This is a genomic window from Leifsonia naganoensis, from assembly GCF_013410615.1.
GTDB classification, from domain to species: domain Bacteria; phylum Actinomycetota; class Actinomycetes; order Actinomycetales; family Microbacteriaceae; genus Leifsonia; species Leifsonia aquatica.
In genome coordinates, this window is the sequence record NZ_JACCHJ010000001.1 from 2,744,822 (window position 1) to 2,759,600 (window position 14,779).

The 14,779-nt window shown below is 65.9% G+C and carries 27 protein-coding genes; all 27 read left to right on the forward strand.

All coding sequences use genetic code 11. The features are described 5' to 3' along the window. The first annotated feature begins 1 nt into the window (after position 1). Positions 2-658: a 50S ribosomal protein L4 gene (gene rplD, locus HNR14_RS13240; protein WP_021759589.1), complete on the forward strand. Its 657-nt coding sequence runs from the start codon at positions 2-4 to the stop codon at positions 656-658. Next, a complete protein-coding gene (gene rplW / locus HNR14_RS13245) occupies positions 658-957 on the forward strand; it encodes a 50S ribosomal protein L23 (protein ID WP_021759587.1) in 300 nt (99 codons plus the stop codon). The genes rplD and rplW overlap by 1 nt, the downstream gene beginning before the upstream one ends. A gap of 24 nt (positions 958-981) precedes the next feature. After that, positions 982-1,821 (forward strand): 50S ribosomal protein L2, encoded by an 840-nt coding sequence (gene rplB / locus HNR14_RS13250; protein ID WP_021759585.1) that lies wholly within the window; start codon positions 982-984, stop codon positions 1,819-1,821. Positions 1,822-1,833: 12 nt separating this feature from the next. Next, positions 1,834-2,115 carry a 30S ribosomal protein S19 gene (rpsS, locus tag HNR14_RS13255; RefSeq protein ID WP_018191964.1) on the forward strand — a complete coding sequence of 94 codons (282 nt, stop codon included), beginning with the start codon at positions 1,834-1,836 and terminating at the stop codon, positions 2,113-2,115. A gap of 25 nt (positions 2,116-2,140) precedes the next feature. Then, complete coding sequence (rplV, locus tag HNR14_RS13260) at positions 2,141-2,533, forward strand: 50S ribosomal protein L22 (protein ID WP_021759582.1); 393 nt, start codon at positions 2,141-2,143, stop codon at positions 2,531-2,533. Continuing rightward, on the forward strand, positions 2,533-3,300 hold the full coding sequence (gene rpsC / locus HNR14_RS13265) for a 30S ribosomal protein S3 (protein WP_021759580.1): 768 nt from the start codon (positions 2,533-2,535) through the stop codon (positions 3,298-3,300). Before rplV ends, rpsC begins: the two co-directional genes overlap by 1 nt. Positions 3,301-3,302: 2 nt before the next feature. Further along, the gene (rplP, locus tag HNR14_RS13270; RefSeq protein ID WP_021755781.1) at positions 3,303-3,722 is read left to right on the forward strand and encodes a 50S ribosomal protein L16; all 420 of its coding nucleotides are present in this window, start codon (positions 3,303-3,305) and stop codon (positions 3,720-3,722) included. Further along, positions 3,722-4,054 carry a 50S ribosomal protein L29 gene (rpmC, locus tag HNR14_RS13275; protein ID WP_021759578.1) on the forward strand — a complete coding sequence of 111 codons (333 nt, stop codon included), beginning with the start codon at positions 3,722-3,724 and terminating at the stop codon, positions 4,052-4,054. Before rplP ends, rpmC begins: the two co-directional genes overlap by 1 nt. Continuing rightward, the gene (gene rpsQ / locus HNR14_RS13280; RefSeq protein ID WP_021759576.1) at positions 4,054-4,362 is read left to right on the forward strand and encodes a 30S ribosomal protein S17; all 309 of its coding nucleotides are present in this window, start codon (positions 4,054-4,056) and stop codon (positions 4,360-4,362) included. Before rpmC ends, rpsQ begins: the two co-directional genes overlap by 1 nt. Beyond that, a complete protein-coding gene (gene rplN / locus HNR14_RS13285) occupies positions 4,359-4,727 on the forward strand; it encodes a 50S ribosomal protein L14 (protein ID WP_021759574.1) in 369 nt (122 codons plus the stop codon). Before rpsQ ends, rplN begins: the two co-directional genes overlap by 4 nt. A 3-nt stretch (positions 4,728-4,730) precedes the next feature. Next, positions 4,731-5,090, forward strand: a complete 360-nt coding sequence (gene rplX / locus HNR14_RS13290) for a 50S ribosomal protein L24 (RefSeq protein ID WP_021755778.1) — start codon at positions 4,731-4,733, stop codon at positions 5,088-5,090. Next, positions 5,090-5,677: a 50S ribosomal protein L5 gene (gene rplE / locus HNR14_RS13295; protein ID WP_179701436.1), complete on the forward strand. Its 588-nt coding sequence runs from the start codon at positions 5,090-5,092 to the stop codon at positions 5,675-5,677. Before rplX ends, rplE begins: the two co-directional genes overlap by 1 nt. Before the next feature lie 117 nt (positions 5,678-5,794). Next, entirely contained in the window at positions 5,795-6,193 is a 399-nt protein-coding gene (rpsH, locus tag HNR14_RS13300) for a 30S ribosomal protein S8 (protein WP_021759569.1), read from the forward strand. Between the two features lie 6 nt (positions 6,194-6,199). Further along, positions 6,200-6,736: a 50S ribosomal protein L6 gene (rplF, locus tag HNR14_RS13305; RefSeq protein ID WP_021759567.1), complete on the forward strand. Its 537-nt coding sequence runs from the start codon at positions 6,200-6,202 to the stop codon at positions 6,734-6,736. 2 nt (positions 6,737-6,738) lie between these two features. After that, positions 6,739-7,110, forward strand: coding sequence for a 50S ribosomal protein L18 (gene rplR, locus HNR14_RS13310; RefSeq protein ID WP_021759565.1), 372 nt, complete (start codon positions 6,739-6,741; stop codon positions 7,108-7,110). After that, complete coding sequence (gene rpsE / locus HNR14_RS13315) at positions 7,107-7,814, forward strand: 30S ribosomal protein S5 (protein WP_021759563.1); 708 nt, start codon at positions 7,107-7,109, stop codon at positions 7,812-7,814. Before rplR ends, rpsE begins: the two co-directional genes overlap by 4 nt. Then, complete coding sequence (rpmD, locus tag HNR14_RS13320; protein WP_021759561.1) at positions 7,814-7,999, forward strand: 50S ribosomal protein L30; 186 nt, start codon at positions 7,814-7,816, stop codon at positions 7,997-7,999. Before rpsE ends, rpmD begins: the two co-directional genes overlap by 1 nt. Next, the gene (rplO, locus tag HNR14_RS20660) at positions 7,999-8,679 is read left to right on the forward strand and encodes a 50S ribosomal protein L15 (RefSeq protein ID WP_021759559.1); all 681 of its coding nucleotides are present in this window, start codon (positions 7,999-8,001) and stop codon (positions 8,677-8,679) included. Before rpmD ends, rplO begins: the two co-directional genes overlap by 1 nt. A gap of 76 nt (positions 8,680-8,755) precedes the next feature. After that, complete coding sequence (secY, locus tag HNR14_RS13330) at positions 8,756-10,078, forward strand: preprotein translocase subunit SecY (RefSeq protein ID WP_021759557.1); 1,323 nt, start codon at positions 8,756-8,758, stop codon at positions 10,076-10,078. Continuing rightward, positions 10,075-10,686 carry an adenylate kinase gene (locus HNR14_RS13335; RefSeq protein WP_179701437.1) on the forward strand — a complete coding sequence of 204 codons (612 nt, stop codon included), beginning with the start codon at positions 10,075-10,077 and terminating at the stop codon, positions 10,684-10,686. The genes secY and HNR14_RS13335 overlap by 4 nt, the downstream gene beginning before the upstream one ends. A gap of 10 nt (positions 10,687-10,696) precedes the next feature. Beyond that, positions 10,697-11,527, forward strand: coding sequence for a type I methionyl aminopeptidase (gene map, locus HNR14_RS13340; RefSeq protein WP_179701438.1), 831 nt, complete (start codon positions 10,697-10,699; stop codon positions 11,525-11,527). Between the two features lie 161 nt (positions 11,528-11,688). Next, entirely contained in the window at positions 11,689-11,910 is a 222-nt protein-coding gene (gene infA / locus HNR14_RS13345) for a translation initiation factor IF-1 (protein ID WP_021759551.1), read from the forward strand. A gap of 78 nt (positions 11,911-11,988) precedes the next feature. Beyond that, positions 11,989-12,102, forward strand: a complete 114-nt coding sequence (gene rpmJ, locus HNR14_RS13350) for a 50S ribosomal protein L36 (RefSeq protein ID WP_021759549.1) — start codon at positions 11,989-11,991, stop codon at positions 12,100-12,102. A gap of 138 nt (positions 12,103-12,240) precedes the next feature. Next, complete coding sequence (gene rpsM / locus HNR14_RS13355) at positions 12,241-12,615, forward strand: 30S ribosomal protein S13 (protein WP_021759547.1); 375 nt, start codon at positions 12,241-12,243, stop codon at positions 12,613-12,615. 37 nt (positions 12,616-12,652) lie between these two features. Beyond that, the gene (gene rpsK, locus HNR14_RS13360; RefSeq protein WP_018191944.1) at positions 12,653-13,051 is read left to right on the forward strand and encodes a 30S ribosomal protein S11; all 399 of its coding nucleotides are present in this window, start codon (positions 12,653-12,655) and stop codon (positions 13,049-13,051) included. A 120-nt stretch (positions 13,052-13,171) separates the two neighbouring features. Continuing rightward, positions 13,172-14,167, forward strand: coding sequence for a DNA-directed RNA polymerase subunit alpha (locus HNR14_RS13365; protein WP_021759543.1), 996 nt, complete (start codon positions 13,172-13,174; stop codon positions 14,165-14,167). 55 nt (positions 14,168-14,222) lie between these two features. Then, positions 14,223-14,774 (forward strand): 50S ribosomal protein L17, encoded by a 552-nt coding sequence (gene rplQ, locus HNR14_RS13370; protein ID WP_039921398.1) that lies wholly within the window; start codon positions 14,223-14,225, stop codon positions 14,772-14,774. The last annotated feature ends 5 nt before the right edge of the window (positions 14,775-14,779 follow it).

The window sequence follows — 14,779 nt, forward strand, 5'->3', positions numbered from 1 at the left end:
GATGGCTACCTCGATTGACGTCCTCGACCTCCAGGGCAAGAAGGCCGGCTCCATCGAGCTCCCCGAGGCCCTGTTCGACGTCCAGACCAACATCCCGCTGATCCACCAGGTGGTCACCGCCCAGCTCGCCGCAGCGCGTCAGGGCACCCACAAGGTGAAGAGCCGTGGCGAGGTCTCCGGCGCCGGCCGCAAGCCGTTCAAGCAGAAGGGAACCGGTCGCGCTCGTCAGGGCTCGATCCGTGCCCCTCAGATGACCGGCGGTGGCATCGTCCACGGACCGAACCCGCGCGACTACTCGCAGCGCACCCCGAAGAAGATGATCGCCGCTGCTCTGCTCGGTGCTCTCTCGGACCGCGCCCGCGGCAGCCGCATCCACGCCCTCCAGGCGCTCACCGTCGGCGAGGTCCCCTCGACCAAGGCCGTCGTGGAGCTGCTGAACGGCGTCGCGACCTCGAAGCACGTGCTCATCGTGCTCGAGCGTGACGACCTGAACGGCTTCAAGAGCGTCCGCAACGTGCCGAACGTGCACGTGCTGACCTACGACCAGCTGAACGCCTACGACGTGCTGGTGAGCGACGACATCGTCTTCACCCAGGCCGCGCTCGAGGGCTTCATCGCCGCGAAGACGGCGCCGAAGAAGGAAGAGGTGGACGCGTAATGGCCGCCCTGAACAAGGACCCGCGCGACGTCATCATCGCCCCGGTCGTCTCTGAGAAGAGCTACGGCCTGATCGACGAGGGCAAGTACACCTTCCTCGTCGACCCGCGTTCGAACAAGACCGAGATCAAGCTCGCCATCGAGTCGATCTTCAAGGTCGAGGTCGCGTCGATCAACACCCTGAACCGTCAGGGCAAGACCCGCCGCACCAAGTTCGGCCTCGGCAAGCGCAAGGACACGAAGCGTGCCATCGTCACGCTGAAGTCCGGTTCCATCGACATCTTCACGGCCGTCGGCTGAGCGAAGGACTAGAGGAAAACAGACATGGCTATTCGCAATTACAAGCCCACGACCCCGGGTCGTCGCGGCTCCTCGGTCGCTGACTTCGCCGAGATCACCCGCTCGACGCCGGAGAAGTCCCTTCTCCGTCCGCTGTCGAAGACCGGTGGTCGTAACAACCAGGGCCGCATCACGACCCGTCACATCGGTGGTGGCCACAAGCGCCAGTACCGCGTCATCGACTTCCGTCGCAATGACAAGGACGGCGTGAACGCCAAGGTCGCTCACATCGAGTACGACCCCAACCGCACCGCTCGCATCGCGCTGCTCCACTTCCTCGACGGCACCAAGCGCTACATCCTGGCGCCGCAGGGCCTCAAGCAGGGCGACATCGTCGAGTCGGGCGCCGGTTCGGACATCAAGCCGGGCAACAACATGCCCCTTCGCAACATCCCCACCGGTACGGTCATCCACGCGATCGAGCTGAAGCCGGGCGGCGGCGCGAAGATGGCGCGTTCGGCGGGCGCTTCGGTGCGTCTCGTCGCGAAGGACGGCCCCTACGCCCAGCTGCGCCTCCCCTCGGGCGAGGTCCGCAACGTCGATGCGCGCTGCCGCGCGACCATCGGCGAGGTCGGCAACGCCGAGCAGTCGAACATCAACTGGGGCAAGGCCGGCCGCATGCGCTGGAAGGGCGTCCGCCCGACCGTGCGTGGTGTCGCGATGAACCCGATCGACCACCCGCACGGTGGTGGTGAGGGCAAGACCTCCGGTGGTCGCCACCCGGTCAGCCCGTGGGGCCAGAAGGAAGGCCGCACGCGTCACCCCAACAAGGAGAGCGACAAGCTCATCGTTCGCCGCCGCAACGCCGGCAAGAAGCGCAAGTAGGAGTTCGAGAAGATGCCACGCAGTCTCAAGAAGGGCCCCTTCGTCGACGAGCACCTGTTTCGCAAGGTGGTCGCCGCGAACGAGGCCAACAGCAAGAACGTGATCAAGACCTGGTCGCGCCGCTCGATGATCGTCCCGGCCATGCTGGGTCACACCATCGCGGTGCACGACGGTCGCAAGCACATCCCGGTGTTCGTCACCGAGACCATGGTCGGTCACAAGCTCGGCGAGTTCGCGCCGACCCGTACCTTCCGCGGCCACGTGAAGGACGACAAGAAGGGTCGCCGCCGCTAACGCGGAGGCGAAAAGGAGGAGAGAAATGGTGGAGTCGATCGCACGCGTGCGACACATCCGCGTCACCCCCATGAAGGCCCGCCGCGTCGTCAACCTGATCCGCGGCAAGCAGGCCCAGGAGGCCCTGGCCATCCTGAAGTTCGCGCCGCAGAGCGCGAGCGAGCCCGTGTACAAGCTGGTCGCCTCGGCGATCGCGAACGCGCGGGTCAAGGCCGACCAGTCCAACACCTACCTGGACGAGCAGGACCTCTACGTGAGCCGCGCCTTCGTCGACGAGGGCACCACCCTCAAGCGGTTCCAGCCGCGAGCACAGGGTCGGGCCTTCCGCATCAACAAGCGCACCAGCCACATCACGATCGTCCTCGCGACGCCGGATGAGGTCGAGGACGCCAAGGCTACGAAGAAGGCGAGCAACTAATGGGTCAGAAAGTCAACCCGTACGGCTTCCGTCTGGGAATCACGACCGACCACGTGTCGCGCTGGTTCTCCGACAGCACGAAGAAGGGTCAGCGTTACAGCGACTACCTCGCTGAGGACGTCAAGATCCGCACGCTGCTCAAGACGTCGCTCGACCGCGCGGGCGTGTCCCGCATCGAGATCGAGCGCACCCGCGACCGCGTCCGCGTCGACATCCACACCGCCCGTCCGGGCATCGTGATCGGTCGTCGTGGCGCCGAGGCCGAGCGCATCCGCGCCGACCTCGAGAAGCTCTCGGGCAAGCAGATCCAGCTGAACATCCTCGAGGTCAAGAACCCCGAGGCCGACGCTCAGCTCGTCGCCCAGGGCATCGCCGAGCAGCTCGCCGCACGTGTGGCGTTCCGCCGCGCGATGCGCAAGGGCCTGCAGGGCGCCCAGCGCGCCGGCGCCAAGGGTGTCCGCATCCAGGTGTCCGGCCGTCTCGGCGGCGCCGAGATGAGCCGCTCGGAGTTCTACCGCGAAGGTCGTGTGCCGCTCCACACGCTCCGCGCCAACATCGACTACGGCTTCTACGAGGCCAAGACCACCTTCGGTCGCATCGGTGTCAAGGTGTGGATCTACAAGGGCGACATCACGAACAAGGAACTCGCTCGCGAGCAGGCGAACGCCAAGCCGTCGCGCGAGCGCAACGACCGTCCGCGTCGCGGTGGCCGGGGCAACGCCCCTGCCGCGGAGACCGCGCCGGCCGCAGCAGGAGTTGAGGCATAACCATGTTGATCCCACGTAGAGTCAAGCACCGCAAGCAGCACCACCCCGGCCGTAGCGGCCAGGCGACCGGTGGCACGAAGGTGTCGTTCGGCGAGTTCGGCATCCAGGCCCTGACCCCCGCTTATGTGACCAACCGTCAGATCGAGTCCGCTCGTATCGCCATGACGCGTCACATCAAGCGTGGCGGCAAGGTGTGGATCAACATCTACCCCGACCGTCCGCTCACCAAGAAGCCGGCCGAGACCCGCATGGGTTCCGGTAAGGGTTCGCCCGAGTGGTGGGTCGCCAACGTCAAGCCGGGTCGCGTCCTCTTCGAGGTCTCGGGCGTTTCCGAGGACCTCGCCCGTGAGGCGATGACCCGTGCAATTCACAAGCTGCCCCTCAAGGCACGCATCATCAAGCGCGAGGAGGGCGACGCGTAATGGCGATCGGTTCCAAGGAGCTCGCCTCGAGCGAGCTCGACACTTTCGAAGACGAGCGTCTGGTCGACGAGCTGAAGAAGGCCAAGGAAGAGCTGTTCAACCTGCGCTTCCAGTCGGCCACCGGCCAGCTCGAGAGCCACGGCCGCCTGCGTGCCGTGAAGCGCGACATCGCTCGCATCTACACGGTCATCCGCGAGCGCGAGCTCGGCATCCGCGCCACCCCGGCTCCGGCCGAGGTCGCTGACGCGAAGGCCGCCAAGAAGACGAAGGCGAAGAAGGAGGCCCCCGCGGCCGCCGAGGTCGCCGAGAACGAGACTGAGGAGGCCAAGTAATGGCTGAGTCCACCAAGGCCGCCAAGGCCGAGGAGACGGCGGCCGACGAGGCCCTCGTCCGCGGGTACCGCAAGGCCCGCCGTGGTTACGTGACCAGCGACAAGATGGACAAGACCATCGTCGTCGAGGTCGAGGACCGCGTGAAGCACCCCCTGTACGGCAAGGTCCTCCGCCGCACCTCCAAGGTGAAGGCGCACGACGAGAACAACTCCGCCGGCATCGGCGACCTGGTTCTCATCAACGAGACCCGCCCCCTGAGCGCCAGCAAGCGGTGGCGCCTGGTTGAGATTCTGGAGAAGGCCAAGTGATTCAGCAGGAATCCCGACTCAAGGTCGCCGACAACACGGGTGCCAAGGAGCTCCTCACCATCCGTGTTCTCGGCGGTTCGAGCCGTCGCTACGCCGGCCTGGGTGACGTCATCGTCGCCACGGTCAAGGACGCGATCCCCGGCGGCAACGTCAAGAAGGGCGACGTCGTCAAGGCGGTCGTCGTCCGCGTGCGGAAGAACACCCGCCGCCCGGACGGCTCCTACATCAAGTTCGACGAGAACGCCGCCGTCATTCTGAAGAACGACGGCGACCCCCGTGGAACCCGCATCTTCGGACCGGTCGGTCGCGAGCTCCGCGACAAGAAGTTCATGAAGATCATCTCGCTCGCTCCGGAGGTGCTGTAAGCCATGGCGAACATCAAGAAGGGCGATCTCGTCGAGGTCATCACGGGCCGCTCGCAGGCCCGCGGTGGCGACCGCGGCAAGCAGGGTCGTGTCATCGAGGTCCTGGTCGAGAAGAACCGCGTGATCGTCGAGGGCGTCAACTTCGTCACCAAGCACGTGCGCGTCGGCCAGACGCAGCGTGGCACGAAGACCGGCGGCATCGAGACCCACGAGGCCTCGATCCACGTCTCGAACGTGGCCCTGGTCGACCCCGAGACCAAGAAGCCGACCCGCGTCGGCTTCCGCACCGAGACCGTTACGAAGGACGGCGTCACCAAGACGGTCCGCGTTCGTTACGCCAAGAAGTCTGGTAAGGACCTGTAATGACGGACACTGCAACCGCTGCTGGCAAAATCCAGCCGCGCCTGAAGCAGAAGTACAAGAACGAGATCTCCAAGCAGCTCCAGGGCGACTTCGGTTTCACCAACGTGCACCAGGTGCCCGGACTGGTGAAGATCGTCGTCAACATGGGTGTCGGCGAGGCGGCTCGTGACGGCAAGGTCATCGATGGTGCGGTCGCAGACCTCACCCTCATCACCGGCCAGAAGCCTCAGGTCACCAAGGCCCGCAAGTCCATCGCGCAGTTCAAGCTGCGCGAGGGTCAGCCGATCGGCGCGCACGTCACTCTGCGCGGCGACCGCATGTGGGAGTTCCTCGACCGCCTGCTCTCGCTCGCCCTGCCCCGTATCCGCGACTTCCGCGGTCTCTCGGACAAGCAGTTCGACGGCAACGGCAACTACACGTTCGGTCTCACGGAGCAGTCGATGTTCCACGAGATCAACCAGGACCGGATCGACCGCGTCCGCGGTATGGACATCACGGTCGTGACCACCGCCAAGAACGACGAGGAGGGTCGCGCGCTCCTGAAGCAGCTCGGCTTCCCCTTCCGTTCGGCCGAGACGACCAACTAGTAAAAACCTAGTAGCCTTGTCTCTTTGTGGGCCGGCCGTCCCGGCCGGCCCACTTCCACCACAGGTCGTCAGTCGTGTAACGGCTGAACGAAACCTGGTGTACGAAGGAAAACCGCAATGACAATGACAGATCCGGTCGCAGACATGCTGACCAGACTGCGCAACGCGAACTCGGCGCACCACGACACCGTGTCGATGCCGCACTCCAAGCTCAAGGCCCACATCGCCGAGATCCTCACCACCGAGGGCTACATCTCCGGCTGGGACATCGCTGACGCCCGCGTCGGCAAGACCCTGACCCTTCAGCTGAAGTTCGGTCCGAACCGCGAGCGTTCCATCGCCGGTATCAAGCGCGTCTCGAAGCCCGGCCTTCGCGTCTACGCGAAGTCCACGGAGCTCCCCAAGGTGCTCGGCGGGCTCGGCGTCGCCATCCTGTCCACCTCCTCCGGTCTTCTGACCGACCGTGAGGCTGAGAAGAAGGGCGTGGGTGGGGAAGTCCTCGCCTACGTGTGGTAACCCGCCATGTCGCGTATTGGAAGACTGCCCATCGACGTCCCCGCGGGCGTTGATGTGAAGATCGACGGCCAGGCCGTCACCGTCAAGGGGCCGAAGGGCGAGCTCAGCCTCACCGTCGCCACCCCGATCGAGGTCAAGCTCGAGGATGGCCAGGTCCTGGTCACCCGTCCGGACGACGAGCGCGCATCGCGTTCGCTCCACGGCCTGACCCGCACCCTGATCAACAACAACATCATCGGCGTCACCGAGGGCTACTCCAAGGGCCTCGAGATCGTCGGCACCGGTTACCGCGTCGCGCAGAAGGGTGCGGCCGTCGAGTTCGCGCTCGGCTTCTCGCACCCGGTGACGGTCGAGCCGCCGACCGGCATCACGTTCACGGTCGAGGGCAACAACAAGCTGACGGTCACCGGCATCGACAAGCAGGCCGTCGGTGAGGTCGCCGCCAACATCCGCAAGATCCGCAAGCCCGAGCCCTACAAGGGCAAGGGTGTGCGCTACGCCGGCGAGGTCGTGCGTCGCAAGGCCGGAAAGGCTGGTAAGTAATCATGGCTCTGGGTACCAGAGGAAAGAGCAAGGCGGCCGCTCGCGACCGCCGTCACACCCGCCTTCGCAAGAAGATCGAGGGCACCGCGGCTCGTCCGCGCCTGGTCGTGACGCGTTCCGCTCGCCACGTCTTCGTCCAGATCGTCGACGACGCGCAGGGTCACACCCTCGCGTCCGCGTCGACCATGGAGCAGGACCTGCGCGGCTTCGACGGCGACAAGACCGCCAAGGCCCGCAAGGTCGGTGAGCTCGTCGCCGAGCGCGCGAAGAGCGCCGGTGTCGAAGCCGTCGTGTTCGACCGTGGTGGCAGCAAGTACGCGGGTCGCGTCGCTGCTGTCGCCGAGGGAGCTCGAGAGGGTGGATTGAACCTGTGAGCGACGAAAACAACAAGGAGCAGACCGTGGCAGAGCAGGCCGTGGAGACCGCGCAGCCGGTCGAGACCGCAGCCTCGACCAAGAACTCGAACGAGCGTGAGCCTCGTCGGGGTGGCCGGGAGCGCAACCCGAACCGCGACCGCGGTAGCCGTGACGCGGACAAGAGCCAGTTCCTCGAGCGCGTCGTGACCATCAACCGCGTGTCGAAGGTCGTCAAGGGTGGTCGTCGCTTCAGCTTCACCGCTCTCGTCGTCGTCGGCGACGGCAACGGTCTGGTGGGCGTCGGCTACGGCAAGGCCCGCGAGGTTCCGCTCGCGATCTCGAAGGGTGTCGAGGAGGCGAAGAAGAACTTCTTCCGCGTCCCGCGCGTCGGCAGCACCATCCCGCACCCCGTGCAGGGTGAGGCGGCCGCCGGTGTGGTTCTCCTCCGTCCGGCTGCCGCCGGTACCGGTGTTATCGCCGGTGGTCCGGTGCGCGCCGTCCTGGAGTGCGCCGGCATCCACGACGTCCTCAGCAAGTCGCTCGGCTCGTCGAACACGATCAACATCGTCCACGCGACGGTGGAGGCTCTCAAGCAGCTCGAAGAGCCGCGTGCGGTCGCCGCCCGTCGTGGTCTGGACTACGACCGTGTCGCCCCCGAGAAGCTGCTGCAGATCGAGGCCCGTGCGGCTGAGGCCGCCGCTACCGCGAAGGCAGGTGCCTGATGGCTGCGCGTCTGAAGATCACGCAGATCAAGTCGAAAGTGAGCGAGAAGCAGTACCAGCGCGACACGCTGCGCAGTCTGGGACTCAAGCGAATCGGTGACGTCGTCGTCCGCGAGGACACCCCGCAGAACCGCGGGTACGTCAACACCGTCGCTCACCTGGTGAAGGTCGAGGAGATTGACTAATGGCTGACGACAAGCCGAAGAACGAGGCTGCCGAGAAGCCGGCCGCCAAGAAGCCCGCCACCAAGGCGGCGACCACCAAGGCTGCCGCCGATAAGCCGGCCGCCGAGAAGAAGGCTCCGGCCAAGAAGGCTCCGGCGAAGGCCGCTGCCGACAAGACCGCTGCTGCCAAGAGCGACGACACCGTCGCCGCCAAGCCCGCCGCGAAGAAGGCTGCGCCCAAGAAGGACGTCGCGGCTCCCCGCGAGCAGGTCCTGAAGGTGCACCACCTCCGTCCGGCCGCCGGTTCCAAGAAGGACAAGACCCGCGTCGGACGCGGTGAGGGTTCCAAGGGTAAGACGGCCGGTCGCGGTACCAAGGGTACGAAGGCCCGCTACTCGGTCCGCCCCGGCTTCCAGGGTGGCCAGCTTCCGTTCCACATGCGGACGCCGAAGCTGCGCGGCTTCAAGAACCCGTTCCGGGTCGAGTACCAGGTCGTGAACCTGGAGAAGCTCGCCGAGCTGTACCCCTCGGGCGGTGACGTCACCGTCGCCGACCTGGTCGCCAAGGGTGCCGTTCGCAAGAACGAGAAGGTCAAGGTTCTCGGTAACGGGGACATTGCGGTTAAGCTGAACGTTGCGGTCGACAAGGTCTCCGGCTCTGCCGAGCAGAAGATCGTCGCCGCTGGTGGATCCATCAAGTAACCACCCGTAAAGCAGCGCAGTCGGGTGGCCGGGGGACCGGCCACCCGACTGACTCTTACAGGAAGCAGGACGCACTTTGTTTAGCGCCGTCGCGCGGATCTTCCGCACCCCGGACCTCCGCCGGAAGATCGCTTTCACTTTGGGCATCATCGCCCTGTTCCGGCTGGGGTCGTTCATCCCCGCGCCGTTCGTCGACTTCGGCAACGTGCAGACCTGCCTGAACGCGAATCAGGACACGTCGGGCCTCTACTCCCTCGTGAACCTGTTCTCGGGCGGTGCCCTGCTCCAACTCTCGGTCTTCGCGCTCGGCATCATGCCGTACATCACCGCGTCGATCATCGTGCAGCTCCTGCGCGTGGTCATCCCACGCTTCGAGACCCTCTACAAGGAGGGCCAGGCCGGACAGGCCAAGCTGACGCAGTACACGCGCTACCTCACCATCGCACTGGGCGTCCTCCAGTCGACGACCCTCATCACCGTCGCCCGTTCCGGCGCGCTGTTCGGCACGACCTCGGTCTCGCAGTGCACGCAGCTCATCACGGACGACTCGTGGTACGCGATCATGCTCATGGTCATCACCATGACCGCCGGCACCGGCCTCATCATGTGGATGGGCGAGCTCGTCACCGAGCGCGGCATCGGCAACGGCATGTCGCTCCTCATCTTCACCTCGATCGCCGCGCAGTTCCCGAACTCGCTCTGGGCCATCGCCCAGGCGCAGGGCGTCGAGATCCTCATCGTCGTGATCGCGATCGGACTGCTCATCGTGGCGGCCGTCGTGTTCGTCGAGCAGTCGCAGCGCCGCATCCCCGTCCAGTACGCCAAGCGCATGGTCGGCAGGCGGACGTACGGCGGCAACAACACGTACATCCCGATCAAGGTGAACATGGCCGGCGTCGTGCCCGTCATCTTCGCGTCGTCGCTGTTGTACCTGCCCGCGCTGATCGCGCAGTTCAACCAGCCCGCGGCCGGCAAGGCTCCGGCGCCGTGGGTCACCTGGATCACGAACTATCTGACCAAGGGCGACCACCCGCTCTACATGCTCCTGTACTTCCTCCTCATCGTGGGCTTCACGTACTTCTACGTGGCGATCACCTTCAACCCGGAGGAGGTCGCGGACAACATGAAGAAGTACGGCGGCTTCATCCCAGGCATCCGCGCCGGACGCCCGACCGCCGAGTACCTCGACTACGTGCTGACCCGCGTGACGCTCCCCGGCTCGATCTACCTGGGCCTCATCGCCCTGATACCTCTCGCGGCGTTCGCGTTGATCGGGGCGAGTCAGAACTTCATGTTCGGCGGCACGTCCATCCTGATCATCGTCGGTGTCGGTCTCGAGACGGTCAAGCAGATCGACTCGCAACTCCAGCAGCGACACTACGAAGGGCTTCTGCGTTGACCCGTCTACTGATCGTCGGACCTCCCGGAGCGGGCAAGGGCACTCAGGCCTCCCGCATCACCACCGTGTACGGGATCCCCGACATCTCGACGGGCGACATCTTCCGGGCCAACATCAAGAACGAGACGCCGCTCGGCAAGCAGGTCAAGGCCATCGTCGACGCGGGCGACTACGTTCCGGACAGCCTCACCAACGAGCTGGTCACCGACCGGCTCGCGGAGGATGACGCGGCGAACGGGTTCCTGCTCGACGGGTACCCCCGCACTCTCGCCCAGGTCGACTACCTGGATGAGATGCTCGCGTCGAAGGGTCAGAAGCTCGACGCCGTGATCCAGCTCGTCGCCGACCAGGACGAGATCGTGGCCCGTCTGACGAAGCGCGCCCTCGAGCAGGGCCGTGCCGACGACTCGGAGGAGGCCATCCGCCACCGCCAGGACGTCTACGTGCGCGAGACCTCGCCGCTCGTCGACGTGTACAGCAAGCGTGGTCTGCTCGTGGAGGTCGACGGCCTCGGCGAGATCGACGAGGTCGCGGAGCGCGTGCGCGTCGCCCTGGCCGAGCGCGGCATCGAGCCCGCCGAGCGTTCTGCCGACGAGTCGGTCGCGTAGCGGTCCACCGATGGTCTTCAAGCGGTCGCTTTACAAGTCGCCCGCCCAGCTCCGCCTGATGGTGGCGCCGGGCCGGGCGACGTCTGCGTCTCTGGACGCCGTCGCCGCCGCGGTGGCCGCCGGCATCACCACGCTGGAGCTGGACGCCCTCGCCGAGCAGGCGATCGAGGCCGCCGGCGGAAAGCCCAACTTCAAGCTCGAGCAGGGCTACCACCACACGATCTGCGCCTCGGTCAACGACGAGGTCGTGCACGGCATCCCCGGGGCGCGCGTGCTGCAGCCCGGTGACATCGTGTCGGTCGACAGCGGTGCCATCCTCGACGGCTGGAACGGCGACTCGGCTCGCACGTTCGTCATCCCGGATCCCACGCGGCCGGAGGTCGTGGCCGAGCGCCAGACCCTCTCCGACGTCACCGAGCAGTCGCTGTGGCACGGCATCGCCCGGCTCGCGACCGCGCGGTACCTCAACGAGGTCGGCGAGGCCGTCGAGGACTACATCGTGTCGCAGGGCGATTACGGGATCCTCACCGACTACATCGGCCACGGGATCGGGCGCCGGATGCACGAGGATCCGCCCGTCTTCAACTACCGCGTCCGCGCGAAGGGTCCGGAGGTCAAGCCCGGACTCGTCGTCGCCATCGAGCCGATGGTGGTGCTGGGCGACCAGGAGACGTACGTGAAGGACGACGGCTGGACCGTCGCCACCGAGGACGGCACCGCCGCCGCCCACTGGGAGCACAGCGTCGCCGTCCACGCGGGCGGCATCTGGGTGCTCACGGCGGCGGACGGCGGCGCAGCCGGCCTCGCTCCTTTCGGCATCACGCCCACGCCCATCGCGTGACCCGGCGTTCGCTCAGAGCGGGCGCAGATGATAGCCCAGAGTTGGCGAAACGGGCGCTCATCCCATAAGATTGATCCTTGGTGTCTTGGGCACGTTTTTTGCATGCCTGACTCCATTCAACGCACGACCAGCAAACCACTACTTTTAGCGACAGTGAGGCTATGGCCAAAAAAGACGGTGTCATCGAGATCGAAGGATCTGTTGTCGAAGCGCTGCCCAACGCGATGTTCCGCGTCGAGCTGACCAACGGCCACAAGGTTCTTGCCCACATCTCCGGCAAGATGCGTCAGCACTACATCCGCATCCTCCCCGAGGACCGCGTGATCGTGGAGCTGAGTCCTTACGATCTGACCCGCGGCCGGATCGTCTACCGCTACAAGTAAGGGTCTGCTGTAAGTAACGGCTCCACCATCGGGTAGCCCCTGGTGGAGTACGAGGACAGCGAACAAAGGTAAAGAAACATGAAGGTCAAGCCTTCCGTCAAGAAGATCTGCGACAAGTGCAAGGTCATCCGTCGTAACGGACGGGTCATGGTCATCTGCGAGAACCCGCGCCACAAGCAGCGCCAGGGCTGATCGCAGCTCGCATAACCGAATAACGAATACAGGCGATCCCAGATCCCGCACCGCGAGCCGGTGCGGGGGACACCCTCGGAGGAGGCCGGGGCACCGGGATCGCTGCAGACCTCCACTCATCACAGGAGAAGCCAACACATGGCACGTCTAGCAGGCGTCGACATCCCGCGCGAGAAGCGCGTGGAGGTCGCACTCACCTACATCTACGGCGTCGGGCGCACGCGTGCGCTCAAGACGCTCGCCGAGACCGAGATCTCGGGCGACATCCGCGTCAAGGACCTGACCGACGAGCAGCTCGTCGCACTCCGCGACTACATCGAGGGCAACTACAAGGTGGAGGGTGACCTCCGCCGCGAGGTCGCCGCCGACATCCGCCGCAAGGTCGAGATCGGCAGCTACGAGGGTATCCGCCACCGCAAGGGCCTCCCGGTCCGCGGCCAGCGCACCAAGACGAACGCTCGTACCCGCAAGGGCCCGAAGCGCACCGTGGCCGGCAAGAAGAAGGCGCGCTAAGGCCCGCGGCCCGCAGCTCTAGGATTCAGGAGAAAAAATGGCAGCACCCAAGTCGGCCGCTCGCAAGCCGCGCAAAAAGGAAAAGAAGAACATCGCTGTGGGCCAGGCCCACATCAAGAGCACCTTCAACAACACGATCGTCTCGATCACCGACACCACCGGTGCGGTCATCAGCTGGGCTTCGTCCGGCGGCGTCGGGTTCAAGGGCTCGCGCAAGTCGACCCCGTTCGCCGCGCAGCTGGCCGCCGAGTCGGCCGCCCGCCAGGCGCAGGAGCACGGGATGAAGAAGGTCGACGTCTTCGTCAAGGGCCCCGGCTCGGGACGCGAGACGGCGATCCGCTCGCTCCAGGCCGCTGGCCTCGAGGTGGGCTCGATCAACGACGTCACGCCGCAGGCGCACAACGGTTGCCGCCCGCCCAAGCGTCGCCGCGTCTAGTTCTCTTCACGTCGCCCGTCAGGCGGCGGTCCGACCGGGCCGCCGCCTGTCGGCGTGACGAACCCCACCTCACTCAACGCAAGTGTCATATAGCGGACACTTAGCCGAAAGGAATCAACAGTGCTCATTGCACAGCGTCCTACGCTCACCGAAGAGAACATCTCCGAGTTCCGCTCGCGGTTCGTCATCGAGCCCCTGGAGCCCGGCTTCGGATACACCCTCGGCAACTCGCTTCGTCGCACCCTGCTCTCGTCCATCCCCGGTGCCGCTGTCACCAGCATCCGCATCGACGGCGTGCTGCACGAGTTCAGCACCGTCCCGGGTGTGAAGGAAGACGTCACCGAGATCATCCTGAACATCAAGGGTCTCGTGGTTTCGAGCGAGCACGACGAGCCGATCACCGCCTACCTGCGCAAGACCGGCTCCGGCCAGGTCACCGCGGCGGACATCTCGGCTCCGGCCGGTGTGGAGATCCACAACCCCGAGCTGGTCATCGCGACCCTCAACGACAAGGCGAAGTTCGAGGTCGAGCTCACCATCGAGCGCGGCCGCGGCTACGTGTCGGCCCAGCAGAACCGCAACGAGTACAGCGAGGCGGGCCAGATCCCGATCGACTCGATCTACTCCCCGGTCCTGAAGGTCACCTACCGCGTCGAGGCCACCCGTGCCGGCGAGCGCACCGACTTCGACCGCCTCGTGGTCGACGTCGAGAGCAAGCCCGCGATCACCCCGCGTGACGCGATCGCGTCGGCCGGCCGCACGCTGGTCGAGCTGTTCGGTCTGGCGCGCGAGCTCAACAGCGCCGCCGAGGGCATCGAGATCGGCCCCGCGCCGGTCGACCAGGTCCTCAGCTCCGAGCTCTCGATGCCCATCGAGGACCTCGACCTGTCGGTCCGTTCGTACAACTGCCTCAAGCGCGAGGGCATCAACACCGTGAGCGAGCTCGTCTCGCTGTCGGAGACGCAGCTCATGAACATCCGCAACTTCGGTCAGAAGTCGGTGGATGAGGTCAAGGACAAGCTGACGGAGATGGGTCTGTCGCTGAAGGACTCGGTTCCCGGGTTCGACGGTGCCCACTTCTACAGCGGGTACGAAGAGGACGAGACCACCATCTGAGGCCTCGTCGTTCCCGACAAGCCTTTCGACGTTTCACAACTGGAGATAACCGATCATGCCTAAGCCCACCAAGGGCCCCCGCCTCGGAGGCGGTCCCGCGCACGAGCGCCTCATGCTCGCCAACCTGGCTGCCGCGCTGTTCACGCACAAGAGCATCAAGACCACCGAGACCAAGGCGAAGCGTCTGCGTCCCTACGCCGAGCGTCTGATCACGTTCGCGAAGCGCGGCGACCTGCACGCCCGCCGTCGCGTGCTCGCCGTGATCGGCGACAAGTCCGTGGTCCACGAGCTCTTCACCGAGATCGCGCCGCTGGTCGCCGAGCGTGAGGGCGGCTACACCCGCATCACGAAGCTCGGCTACCGCAAGGGTGACAACGCGCCGATGGCGCAGATCGAGCTCGTGCTCGAGCCCGTCACCCCGAAGGCCAAGCCGGCCAAGTCCTCGAAGGCCGCCGCCCCCAAGGCCGCTCCGGTCGAGGAGACCCCGGCTGAGGAGACCACCGAGGACACCACGGCCGCTGAGGCCGAGGTCGTCGAGGAGTCGACCGGCGACGCCGAGGTCAGCGCCGACGAGACCACCGCCGAGGCGGAGGCCGAGAAGGCGTAACGCCC